This is a genomic window from Microcoleus sp. Pol7_A1 (assembly GCF_036701085.1).
Classification (GTDB): domain Bacteria; phylum Cyanobacteriota; class Cyanobacteriia; order Cyanobacteriales; family Microcoleaceae; genus Microcoleus; species Microcoleus asticus.
Map to the genome: position 1 here is coordinate 1 of NZ_JAUBQD010000105.1, position 12,462 is coordinate 12,462.

Genomic DNA, 12,462 nt, shown 5'->3' on the forward strand with positions numbered 1-12,462 from the left:
GAAGCGGGGAAAGTCATTTCGCAGCAGTTTGATTGCGACGGGCTGGCCATTTTCCGTGCGAATGCCGCGATAAACTAGAGTTCGATTGCCTGCGTATATTTGCTCGTTAATGTGATATCCTAGGAAAAGTTTTGTGATCTTAGTCATATCTACGTATTCCTACTACTTCTATCCAGCCTAAAGCTTCTTAGAGTTAATATCTAATATTGTCGCTCTATCTGCCATGTTCTTCAGTGAATTACATTTTTCTTAACATATTTTGGAGAGCAAATTATGAAACAGCGATTTGAAAAACCCGACTTAATGTTTTAGGTAAGAGCTGTTGATACTTCAGTTGAGGCTAAGTAGAAAATGGCTCCGCGAACCCTGATTGAACGACAGCCGTTCAGTTCATTGGAGAGGAACTTAAGAAGCTGATTAATAAGCGCAGCATCTTTATGGGATGATTTTTGACACTCTGGGCCCTTAAGAAACAGAGGTTCTTGATTCAAAGAGGCGACTTGCTGATACAGGATTTCTCCAGCCTCAGTAGAGGCCATGTATAGACAAGCATTTAGGGTGTTCCCCCAAGTTCGCCTATGCCCTGCGGTACGCATTTTCTCCTAGAGGATATTTCTAGCTCCACGATCGGCACCATCCAAAACACACTGTCCGTAAAGTTCCGTTAACAGCACTCAACTTTTATTCTTTGCCCGAGTTTTTTTACTAAAATTAATTCTATTGCTTACGATAAATTGGTAATAACATTAACCTGATAAATATTGAACCATTGATTTCAATGTTTTAGAAAGATTGACTGTTGACTGAATTCCCCCGTGTTCCTTGCATCAAGCAGACTAAAGTCTCGATCGCTTTCTGCTTGCCGACTTTTTTTATAAAAAATAGAAATGAAATGCCCCAAATGCCAATACACCCAAATCTGTAAAAAGGGCCACCGTCGATCTAAACAACATTACCAAGGCAAACTTTGTGGGCGTCAGTCGAATTGAAATTTGAGATTTGAGATTTACTGCACAGATGAATCTGGGAGCTTTAACAAAAGTCTAAAATTTGTTACCTCTCCACGCCTGCTGTCAGAAAGCAAGTATCCGTTTTTGGGCTATGTCAAAAGGTTGCGCTGGCTCTAGCAGATGCTCCTAAGGTGTCAGAAATCCTTGAAATAGTTTTCATTGATGAGTTAGAAACGTTTGTCGGTAAAAAAATACAAATTAGGGTTATAGACAACTGTCAACCTTTTTCGGCCAGGCATCTTAGGCTGGGTTCTGGGCGATCGCTTACAAGACTTGCGCGCAAACTCTGACTGTAATCGGTGAAATTTTATCAGTTTCTTGATAGAATTGATGTTCGCGGCCCGAGAGTTGACTGCACAATAAGACAAGTTTCACCAGTTGTGAACCGCGCTGCTACATTGCACCTACCGACTGAGCCGGCAGGTGGGTTTTGTGTCTGCAGGCGCTGACGAAAGCAACTCAACAGCGCAGCAAGCAAAATAACGCTAAAGTTACTATCTACCTGTGTTCGCTGCAAGGCTACCCTTGCGGACTCAGGAAAAACACACACAAAAAACTCGTGAAGCGCAGCTATCCCGTAGGGAATCGCCCGCAATGTATCTATTTGCAGGGCGGCGATTTCCCAAAGAATCACTGCTTTTTAACAGCAGGGTATTCTAGGAGACATCTCCGAGACGATGCGAGCGAGATAATTTAAAATCTGCAAACAGGGTTTCAGTGCTAAGTACAGGCAGCATCGACGTAAATTTTTATCAAATCAGCTTCCAATATGCTGTTTTAAAGTTTACTAGGCTCCCACCGCTCGGCAGCTTTCTCTCCCCGAGCTATAAAAACGCATCAAGCACACAATCACGGAAATAACATTCAATCAACATGGGTAACACGATCGATCCAAACAGAAACGTGCATCAGACTGAGCGAGGAACTCCCTACGCCGGCCAAAGCTGGTTAGTGGAAGAAAGAGATGCCTGCGGTGTGGGGTTTATTGCCAACCAAAGCGGCGAAGCTACCCACTCGATTATTGAGAAAGCGCTCCCAGCTTTAACTTGTCTGGAACACCGCGGCGGTTGCAGCGCCGATCGAGATTCCGGCGACGGTGCGGGTTTGATGACCGCGATTCCTTGGGAATTGCTGGATGCTTGGTTTGCCGAACAGGGAATTGTGCCTCCCGCACGGGAAAACTGCGGCGTGGGAATGCTGTTTCTGTCTCAAGATAAATTTCAAGCGACTATAGCGCGGCAGGTGGTTGAGCAAGTTCTGGCCGATCGCGGGCTGACACTTTTGGGGTGGCGTAAAGTTCCCGTTGTACCGTCGGTTTTGGGCGAGCAAGCGCTAGAACATCAACCTCAAATCGAACAAGTAATAGTCAGTTCACCGCACTTAGCCGGAGACGAACTCGACAGAAACCTATTTCTGGCGCGCCGCACCATCGGACACGCGCTGTCAAATCGCCCCAACTTCACCCGCCGAGAATTTTATACTTGCTCTTTCTCTTGTCGCACGATCGTCTATAAAGGCATGGTGCGATCGGCCGTACTGGCAGAATTTTACCAAGACCTGAAAAATCCCGCTTATAAAAGCTCCTTTGCCGTTTATCACCGGCGCTTCAGTACCAACACAATGCCCCGCTGGCACTTAGCCCAGCCGATGCGCTTGCTGGGACACAACGGGGAAATTAACACGCTGTTGGGCAATCTTACCTGGATGACGGCGCGGCAAGCGAATTTAGCTCACCCGAATTGGAGTCAAGCGGACATCGACACGTTCAACCCAATTGTCAAATCCGAAAGCAGCGATTCGGCAAACTTGGACAACGTGATGGAATTGTTGGTGCACTCCGGCCGCACCCCCCTAGAATCCCTGACAATTATGGTGCCCGAAGCCTACAAAAATCAGCCGGATTTGGCTCCTTATCCAGAAATTGTCGATTTTTACGAATATTACAGCGGCATTCAAGAACCTTGGGACGGCCCGGCACTGCTGGTGTTCAGCGACGGCAAACAAGTAGGTGCTACGCTCGATCGCAACGGTTTGCGCCCGGCCCGCTACTGCATTACTAAAGACGGTTTGGTAATTGTGGCTTCCGAAGCCGGAGTTGTCGATATTCCCGAAGCAGATATTGTCGAAAAAGGGCGTTTGGGGCCCGGACAAATGATTGCAGTTGACCTGCAAACCAACGAAATTCTCAAAAATTGGCAACTCAAGCAGCGAATTGCTAAGCGGCATCCCTACGGCGAATGGCTGAAACAAAACCGCGAAATCTTGCAGCCGCAGCCTTTTGCCGAAACAGCCACCCTCGACTCGCAAACGCTGTTAGCAACCCAAACTGCTTTCGGCTACACGGCCGAAGATTTGGACATGGTGATCGTCGAGATGGCGAGTTCTGGGAAAGAACCGACTTTCTGCATGGGCGACGACGTTCCCTTAGCTGTGTTGTCAGAAAAGCCTCAGTTGCTGTACAACTATTTCAAACAGCGGTTCGCTCAAGTGACAAATCCGCCGATCGACCCCCTGCGCGAGGGAATGGTGATGTCGCTGACGATGAGTGTGGGTCTGCGGGGCAATTTACTGCAAGCAGTGCCGGAAAATGCCAAGCGGCTGAAAATTGATTCCCCCGTACTCAACGACGCTGAACTGTCTTTCTTGAAAGAGCAAAAGTCTTTCCCAGCTACCGAATTGTCAACGCTTTACAAAATTGCTGCCGGGCCTGGAGGTTTGAAAACCGCAGTCGAGCAACTTTGTCAAGAGGCGGCTCAAGCGGTGCGCGAGGGTTCGAGAATTCTGATTTTGAGCGATCGAGCTTTGAAGGAAGAAGGAAGAAGGAAGAAGGAAGAAGGAAGAGGGGAGAAGGAAGAAGGAGATGTATCTTCTGCTGTGGGATTGAGTGCTGAATATACTTATATTCCGCCTTTCCTGGCAGTTGGCGCGGTTCACCACCACTTAATTAGCGTCGGGCTGCGGATGCAAACTTCCCTAGTTGTCGATACCGCCCAGTGCTGGAGCACTCACCATTTCGCTTGTTTGCTCGGTTACGGGGCGGTGGCTGTTTGCCCTTACTTGGCATTGGAAAGCGTGCGCGCCTGGTGGTCTGACGCCAAGACTCAAAATTTGATGCAGCACGGCAAAGTTCCCAATATTACCGTGACACAAGCTCAAGCTAGATACCGCACAGCGGTGGAAAACGGCTTGCTGAAGATTATGTCGAAAATGGGGATTTCGCTGTTGTCTAGCTATCAAGGAGGGCAAATCTTTGAGGCGATCGGCATTGGCGGCGATTTGCTCGATTTGGGCTTTAAAGGCACTGTTTCCCGCATCGGCGGTTTGAGTGTGGCGGAACTCGCTAACGAGGTAATGTCTTTCCACAGTCAGGCTTTCCCAGAATTGCACCTCAAAAAGCTGGAAAATTACGGCTTCGTGCAGTACCGGCGGGGCGGTGAATATCACATGAACAGCCCGGAAATGGCGAAGGCTTTGCACAAGGCTGTGACTACTTTTAACGAAGGAAGAAGGAAGAAGGAAGAAGGAAGAAGGGAAGAGGAAGAAGGAAGAAGGAAGAAGGAAGAAGGAAGAAGGAAGAAGGAAGAAGGAGGAAGGGAAGAGGAAGAAGGAAGCAACGGTAACGGTAATTCAGTCCTTGGCGCGAGCGGGGACGATCGCACTGAGACAAAAACGGCTTACGATCACTACGAGGTTTACAAGCAACTGTTAGAAAATCGCCCGGTAACGGCTTTGCGGGATTTGCTGGATTTCCAGAGCGATCGACCTTCCATTCCCGTTGAAGACGTAGAATCTGTAGCAGATATTGTCAAGCGGTTTGCCACCGGCGGAATGTCCCTCGGCGCTTTGTCCCCGGAAGCCCACGAAACCCTAGCGATTGCGATGAACCGCATCGGCGGCAAATCCAACTCCGGCGAGGGCGGCGAAGACCCGGTGCGCTACAAAGTGCTAAACGATGTGAGCGCAGCCGGTTTGTCACAAACGCTACCTCACTTGAAAGGTTTGCAGAACGGCGATACAGCTTCTTCATCCATCAAACAAGTAGCTTCGGGACGCTTCGGCGTGACTCCCGAGTACCTGATGAACGCCCAACAAATTGAAATTAAGATCGCACAAGGTGCGAAACCGGGTGAAGGCGGTCAATTGCCGGGGCCGAAAGTGAGCGAGTACATTGCTTATTTGCGCCGATCGAAACCGGGTGTCACGCTGATTTCGCCTCCTCCTCACCACGACATTTATTCGATCGAGGATTTGGCGCAGTTGATTTTTGACTTGCACCAAATCAATCCGAAAGCAGGAGTTTCGGTGAAGTTGGTGTCGGAAGTCGGCATCGGGACTGTAGCCGCCGGTGTCGCCAAGGCAAATGCTGATGTGATTCAAATTTCCGGTCACGATGGCGGCACCGGTGCTTCGCCATTGAGTTCGATTAAGCACGCAGGTTCTCCTTGGGAACTCGGTTTGACAGAAGTTCACCGGGTGCTGATGGAAAATAAGTTGCGCGATCGAGTTTTACTTCGCGTTGACGGTGGCTTTAAAAGCGGCTGGGACGTGGTTGTAGGCGCTTTGATGGGCGGCGAAGAGTACGGTTTCGGCACGGTGGCAATGATTGCAGAAGGCTGTATTATGGCTCGCGTTTGCCACATGAATACTTGTCCGGTGGGGGTGACAACTCAACAAGAACACTTGCGGAAACGGTTCCCCGGTACGCCGGAACACGTTGTTAATTTCTTCTATTTCGTAGCACAAGAAGTGCGGAGTTTGCTGGCGAAATTGGGTTATAAGTCGATCGCAGATATCATCGGCCGCGCGGATTTGCTGACAATGCGCGATGGGGTGAAACTAACTAAAACTCAAGCGATTAATTTGGATTGTTTGACTAAGTTACCGGATACTAAGAGCGATCGATCTTTCTTGGTGCACGGCGACGTACACACCAACGGGCCAGTGTTAGACGACGATTTGCTCGCGGATGCTGAGATTCAAAGTGCGATCGCGAATCACGGCACTGTTAGCAAGAGTGTAAAATTGGTGAATACCGATCGCACTGTGGGAGCGCGTTTGGCAGGTGCGATCGCACAGCAACACGGTAACACCGGCTTTAGCGGTCAAATCACCCTCAATTGCACTGGTAGCGCGGGCCAAAGCTTCGGCGCGTTCAATTTGCCGGGGATGACGCTGGTACTGTCAGGCCAAGCCAACGACTACGTTGGTAAGGGGATGCACGGTGGCGAAATCGCGATCGCACCGCCGGCTGGTGCGACTTATGATGCTTCCGAAAATGCGATCGTCGGTAATACCTGTTTGTACGGTGCGACGGGCGGAACTCTTTTGGCTGCGGGTAAAGCTGGGGAACGGTTTGCGGTGCGCAACTCGATGGCGAAAGCAGTCATTGAAGGTGCGGGCGATCACTGCTGCGAGTACATGACTGGCGGCGTAATTGTGGTGTTAGGAAAAGTTGGCCGGAACGTCGGCGCTGGAATGACTGGCGGCTTGGCTTATTTCCTCGATGAAGATGGCAGTTGCCCGGCTCATGTCAACGGGGAGATTGTGAAGATGCAGCGCGTTTGTACGGCGGCTGGGGAGGCGCAGTTGAAGGAGTTGATTGAGGCTCAGTGCGATCGAACGGGCAGCAAGAAAGCTGAGAAGATTTTAGCAAATTGGTCGGAATATTTGCCTAAGTTCTGGCAAGTTGTGCCGCCAAGTGAAGCGAATTCGCCCGAGGCTTCGGAACAAAAGATTGCTGTGGAAGCGTAATTTTCCAGTTGGTTAAATAGATGAGGGGCGACGCGAGTTGCCCCTTTTTTAAGGTTCACATACTCAACAATTTCTGATTGTTTGCGGTTGGCTAAAACAAAAGTCGCGATCGCACTTTCTTTTCTCTTTGCAAAAATTGCTATTAAATCAGTTATACTCAAAACGCTCGATCGCACCCTACCCCCTCAAAAAAGCGCGCTCGCTCGCTCGCTCAAGAGTCAAAAACGCCACCTCTAAAGCTGAGCTAGCTCTCATTTACTTTGCATATTGTAATTATCAATAAAAGCTATAATTTTTTCTCACTCGCTTTCCGCTGCTCCCTTCGGGTTTTACAGCAAAAGTTAAATACGCGTAAGCTTATCTGCACTGAGCGAAAAGTTTTGTTACAATAGGTAAGCTGTTACAAATCGTAACTTATGCTGGTTTCTATTTTAATAATTGACGTTGCCCTCGTTGCCTGGTCTTTGCACTTAATGCAAGAGGCGATCGCGCAACGGGAATTTTCACTAATGCTAGCCGGCACCCTAGTTGCTGTCTCAGCCGCGGCCCTGCTAGTCGTGTACTTTCTTATGGGGTCTTGTTTGAGCCATTTGACCGAAATATCCCAACACACTTACTAAATCATTGTAGGGGATTGACCATTGTCCGGAAGCGAGGAGATTTTTTTGGAAAAAAAGCCGAAAGCCTTGCCAATCCAAGGTTCAAAACTAATTTCCCCAAAAAGCTTGACAAATATTGGTCACTTAAGGCATGATTGAGAGCGCGAAAAGAAAGGGGAATTAGCTCAGTTGGTAGAGCACTACAATGGCATTGTAGGGGTCAGCGGTTCGAGCCCGCTATTCTCCATAAAGAAAACCCGTTAACACAGCGGGTTTTGTTGTTTTTCTAAGAAAAACTGCTAGGTTTGGCATTGTCAATTAGGGGTGGCAAAATCAGACAATCCCAGATACTAAATGCGATAAAACTGCGATATGCCCAAAGGCTCAGTAAATATAGCAGTTTTATAAAGATCGGCTACGGCTTGCTTGGTCGTGGCAGGGTAAACGGTTCTGGCTGTACATCGGTTTGCCCGACACGATCGTCAATCGCAAAGCCGCCTCCATGAAAGCCAGCCAAATTGAACTCGACATGACAAGCGGCAACTTTGACCCCTCCCTGGTAAAGTACAAGCCACAGAAACAAGAATCAATCTCTGTTTCCGAACTGTTCGCTCGCTTTGTCTAGTACAAACGCCGATCCATCTCGACTGGTGGATTGGCTAAATATCTTGCGTTACAAAAACACGTTTCTGTGTTTTTCAAAAAGAAGAAAAGCATTTCTGTTTCTGTTTCTATTGCTGAGAATTTTAGAGATTGGCTGGCACAGAAACTTGAACCCGTCACTGTACGCCAACGGATCGTTTTGATCAACGCTTGCTGGGAATGGGTACAGAAAAAGAAGCTGGTACTCGAAAATCCTTGGGAGGAAATTAAGGTTTCAGTTGGAGCCAAACAGCGCCCGCAGCCGTTCACACTGGCAGAAATAAGCGCGATCGTACACAAATTCCGCTCAGAACCCGAACTTAATCACTACGCGGACTATGTAGGGCTTGCTGAATAATCGATCGCTTTCTGGCGATCGGGAGTGATTGATATATTCAAACAGCGTTAAAGATGAGTTTTTCCTGCCTTATTTTGAGTTAAATATAAGCACAAATTATGTTAAGTTTAAAAACAGGCATTGTTTGATCCGCTCGACATAAAAACACATAAAAAACCCGGCGCCACCAGGTAGAAAGGTTCATGACTCAAAAACTAGGGGGGGTGACAAAGAGGCTTAGGATATAGACCGAATAAGGGTTGCAGCCCTCAGACATTGTTCATAAAAGCGACGTTTAGAAGGAGTTAACTTCATTAGCTGTTGCATCTCCAAAGCATATTGTTCTAGATAATCAACCCACTTTTCGGCATCTACGCCAACACCAAATGTACGCTGCCTACGGTATTTTTTCTTGGCTTCTTTGCGACGAGATACATATTTTTGTACCTGCTTTTTTCTCAATTCAGTGCCTTGAAATATTGCCGAACTGTAGGCAAGCGTCATCAGGAGAATCATATTAATAAGTCTGTTTCCTTTGATGCTAGTCCCTTCAATATCGTAGCCTCCTTTTTTACAGTCAAGAGAACATTTCTTCAATGCCCATCCGCTGCTTATAAGCATTTATTTCTGCTGGCAATGAACATAAATCCGTGAGAATAAACCAAGCTTCTTTAACTTGATATTTCCCATAATTTCTTTTCTATTTACAAGCAAGCTCAAATCCGGTGGCAGGTCGAGTTTTTCTCACTATTTTTCCTTGAACATACTCAGAGGTTCCTGGTACTATTCCTAATTTATCTAACCGTTGCCAAATTAAATGTTCCATTTCGATACAATGATTTTTTTTTAGTCTCAAGCAAAACCACACACCCTTTGATTTAAGCCAGTTTCCTAAATCAACATAACAAAATTAACGGTCTCCTAAAACGATAACTTTATATTCTGAAAATAATGGTAAAATTTGCTATAAATTTGTAGTTTGTTCCTCCAAGTTACTGTTTCCTAATTTTGCGGGCAGCGACCAGTATAATGGAATTGCTCTTTTTTCCCAGATTAGGCTAACCATAAAAAGATTAATGCGCCCCCATTGACTGGGGTCAATTGCGATTGATAAACGAGTACCAACACGACAATAAGTTGTCAACCAATAAGTAATTAATGGGAACCAAATTAATGAAATAGTTAAGTTGGGCAAATCCAAAAATATTTGTAACTTACGTCGCCGACTTTCGCTGGTAATTAGAGAGGGAAATACGCGGGAGAGCCGTTCTAATCTGATTTGTTTTTCGGATTGTATCACTGGTAACAAGATTTCAATCAGCTTAAACTGAGCTAACGTTAGTTTTTTTTCTAAATGAATGCGGTAGAATGTTGGTATCATTATTTTTTGGATAGGCAAGCGTATAACAATTTTGCTGCCTATCTTTTTTTAGCACACATTGGCTCAATCCTTACTCCCTCTTTGTTTCAGCCTTGTTTTTACCCCTCCAGGACTCAAAAAATGATAGCAATAGTTGTTTGTGAAGTATTATCAAGTTTTGCCATGATACGATTGAGACCTAATCTTCGTTTACCTTTCCCGAATTTACCCTCAATCGCATTCCTAATTCTGTCATCTTCCAATGGTTGCTTCTTTTTTTCTTTACTTACATTTGCTGGAGGTCTTCCTAGGGGCTGTCCACTGATTATAATGCCTTTTTCATGACACCAAGCTCGGTTTGATCTTGTTCGATAAATGCGCTCTGCATGAACTGACTTTGGATAATACCATGTGAATCTATAATAAGCTTCTACTTGTGCTTTTAAGTCCCCTGATTCGTTAAAATTATCCCAGCTTATCCGGTCTAAGAATACATATCCTTCAAAGCAACTTGCTGATATTTTGGCTCAAACTCTACGCTTTTTCCGGCTTTTACTCTGACTAGGGGACGGATATGGGTTGGCTTAAACTTACTATTCTATCCTGAATACTCTGTTTATTATTATCAAATAACCATTGCTGTTGGCGATAGAACTCTGTGAGGACTAGCTTGGTTTTATATTGCTTTTTTTTCAGGCGTTCTAGGATCGCACCTGAATCGATTAGCTGTTCAATATGAGCTAGATTTCTTTTAATATATTGGAGTTTTTTGTAGTGCCTGTCTTCTTTTGTTTCGGGTGGGCTGTCTTTGTTTAGCTACTGCTAAGTAGTCTTTTCTTGCTAGATTACGGTAGGTTATTGGTTTTTTACTGGTTTGAGCTTTGATCTGTTTATACAGGATGTCTATAATTTTTTCGCTATGAACTCTGGCTTTGTTTAATAGTCCTAAGTCGGTCGGATAGGTAATGCCGGCTGGGGCACAGGTAGCATCTACGATCAACTTGCCGCGATTAGGTGACTCATTTTTGGCGTTCGAATCCTTTTTTTTTTCGGGTTTAACTGGGCTGACGGTCGGATTTTTTTAACCATCCGTTCGTTAACTTTATTAATTAGATTCGGACTAATACGCCCGTCGAAAATGAACTAATAGAGATGGGTCAAACGGTAGCTCCTTACTGTAGCTTGATTGACCAATAAAGTATTGTAGATAGGGGTTTTCCCTGATCTGTTCTACTGTTTACCCATCGCTAATTCCCAGTTTTTATTTGATGATTAATGCTCCCAACGCCATCCGAAAAGATTTGGCTGGTGCACCATGAGTCTGTCGGGAAGTTAGCCGCATATTCTGATTCAAATTCATCCCACGGAATTATTTGGGCCATTTTTACCCAACGGTTGAGGGCTGACAATTTACATCCGTTGGTTAGTTCAAAGTCTAAGGGTTGGAGGGGAGCAATCTCAGCTTTTTTGTACACGGTCGCAGGTGGCTATGCACGGGTTTTGACCTATTTTACCTGTTTATCTTGCACTTTGCTCTCGCTCGCGCGAGCGAAACCTTTCGCGACGCAATATGCGATCGATTATTCAGCAAGCCCTATGTGAAATTCAAGTTCGGTGTCGGTCTTCGTACTGGGGAAGCAGGAGCATTGCTCTGGCGACATTGTTCATCAAACTGCGATCGCATCTGGATCGGAGAAAGTTTGAGTAATGGCGCTCGCAACAGCACCAAAACTAATAAGGCGCGCACGGTGCTGCTAACACGGACGCTTCAACAGCTATTACTGAGCAGGCGACAAGAGGATTGGCAGCCGGATGACTTAATTTTCACCACCACAAACGGCTGTGCGATTGATGCTCAAAATTTCAGCAACCGCTACTGGAAACCAGCGGTTGCTGAATTAGGATTGATTATCCGCAACCCTATAACACCAGACACACTTTGATTTCGCATGGTTTGGAAGCTGGCATGAATCCGGTTCCCGTGGCATCGCTCACGGGCCACAATGTCCGCACTTTTTACGAAAATTATGCCGGACTCGTCAACCCAGCACGGCTACCCGATTTGCTGCCGTCTTTCCACCCGGTTTTAGAGGCTGATTCTCCAGTCGATCGTTCAGATACCTCTCCATAAATTTTTGATGATCGGGGTGATTGATATTCCCATTGCAACTTATTAATTGCACAAGCAAAACAGAATTGTAGAGAACTTTTCCCCTAGGATTTATCCCCCAGTGAATCCCTTCTAAAAGTTTATTTTGTTGTCTGTATGGCAGAAGGGTTCTATCGCTACATTTGAAAATTTGGCAAGCTGTCTTAGCCTCGCACAAATCGCCAAAATTGCTTAAATTATTCATTGTGCTTTTGAGGATTGAGTAAATGTCAGATTACGGTGTTTTTTACCATATTTTAGCGCATTATTCAGATCAACAATATCTGCGCTTATTGCGCAAAAAATGATTAAATTATAGCGGCATAAACCTTGAGTATAATTTTTTTTAACTGTGATTTGAGTCAGTTTAAATTCATTTTTTCCGTTACTTGTCCTTTCATTTGTCATAGTGTGTTTATGTTTTCTCATCTGTTGTGAGTTGAGAAATATTACAGCAAATTCCATGTATATATGATACACTGCATTTACTACATAAGCGAAAAAAATGAAACCTTATTCGATCGAGTTGCGTGATCAAATATAGCAATCCTAAATGATTTATGAGATAATAGCCAAAATCACTACATAATTTATCTATGTTAGAAGAATTAACG

Annotated in this window: 8 protein-coding genes, 1 tRNA gene and 3 pseudogenes; 8 read left to right on the plus strand and 4 right to left on the minus strand. The window is 45.6% G+C overall.

What is annotated here, in order from left to right:
• Nucleotides 1–1,147 precede the first annotated feature (1,147 nt).
• The 6 genes and pseudogenes from QUA20_RS32215 to QUA20_RS30460 all read left to right on the plus strand — a co-directional run.
• Nucleotides 1,148–1,274: pseudogene (locus QUA20_RS32215) on the plus strand (IS1 family transposase); the annotation flags it as partial.
• A gap of 609 nt (nucleotides 1,275–1,883) precedes the next feature.
• Nucleotides 1,884–6,761, plus strand: a complete 4,878-nt coding sequence (locus tag QUA20_RS30440) for a glutamate synthase-related protein (RefSeq protein WP_333194002.1) — start codon at nucleotides 1,884–1,886, stop codon at nucleotides 6,759–6,761.
• A gap of 416 nt (nucleotides 6,762–7,177) precedes the next feature.
• The gene (locus tag QUA20_RS30445; protein ID WP_190659577.1) at nucleotides 7,178–7,381 is read left to right on the plus strand and encodes a hypothetical protein; all 204 of its coding nucleotides are present in this window, start codon (nucleotides 7,178–7,180) and stop codon (nucleotides 7,379–7,381) included.
• Between the two features lie 153 nt (nucleotides 7,382–7,534).
• Nucleotides 7,535–7,607 (plus strand) — tRNA-Ala (locus QUA20_RS30450).
• Nucleotides 7,608–7,778: 171 nt separating this feature from the next.
• A pseudogene (locus QUA20_RS30455) lies at nucleotides 7,779–7,985 on the plus strand (Arm DNA-binding domain-containing protein); the annotation flags it as partial.
• 30 nt (nucleotides 7,986–8,015) lie between these two features.
• Nucleotides 8,016–8,360, plus strand: coding sequence for a hypothetical protein (locus QUA20_RS30460; RefSeq protein WP_333194004.1), 345 nt, complete (start codon nucleotides 8,016–8,018; stop codon nucleotides 8,358–8,360).
• A 216-nt stretch (nucleotides 8,361–8,576) separates the two neighbouring features.
• On the opposite strand, the gene QUA20_RS30465 is transcribed toward QUA20_RS30460, so the two are convergent.
• From QUA20_RS30465 to QUA20_RS30475, 3 genes and pseudogenes are all read right to left on the minus strand, one after another.
• A complete protein-coding gene (locus QUA20_RS30465) occupies nucleotides 8,577–8,960 on the minus strand; it encodes a hypothetical protein (RefSeq protein ID WP_333194005.1) in 384 nt (127 codons plus the stop codon).
• Nucleotides 8,961–9,303: 343 nt separating this feature from the next.
• Nucleotides 9,304–9,738, minus strand: a complete 435-nt coding sequence (locus QUA20_RS30470; protein WP_333194006.1) for a hypothetical protein — start codon at nucleotides 9,736–9,738, stop codon at nucleotides 9,304–9,306.
• 98 nt (nucleotides 9,739–9,836) lie between these two features.
• Nucleotides 9,837–11,174 (minus strand): annotated as a pseudogene (locus QUA20_RS30475) (IS5 family transposase); the annotation flags it as partial.
• A gap of 48 nt (nucleotides 11,175–11,222) precedes the next feature.
• Here QUA20_RS30475 and QUA20_RS30480 point away from each other — a divergent pair.
• Complete coding sequence (locus tag QUA20_RS30480) at nucleotides 11,223–11,642, plus strand: tyrosine-type recombinase/integrase (protein ID WP_333194007.1); 420 nt, start codon at nucleotides 11,223–11,225, stop codon at nucleotides 11,640–11,642.
• Nucleotides 11,639–11,830: a hypothetical protein gene (locus QUA20_RS30485; RefSeq protein ID WP_333194008.1), complete on the plus strand. Its 192-nt coding sequence runs from the start codon at nucleotides 11,639–11,641 to the stop codon at nucleotides 11,828–11,830. The genes QUA20_RS30480 and QUA20_RS30485 overlap by 4 nt, the downstream gene beginning before the upstream one ends.
• 219 nt (nucleotides 11,831–12,049) lie before the next feature.
• On the opposite strand, the gene QUA20_RS30490 is transcribed toward QUA20_RS30485, so the two are convergent.
• A complete protein-coding gene (locus tag QUA20_RS30490; RefSeq protein ID WP_333194009.1) occupies nucleotides 12,050–12,256 on the minus strand; it encodes a hypothetical protein in 207 nt (68 codons plus the stop codon).
• Nucleotides 12,257–12,462: the final 206 nt, after the last annotated feature.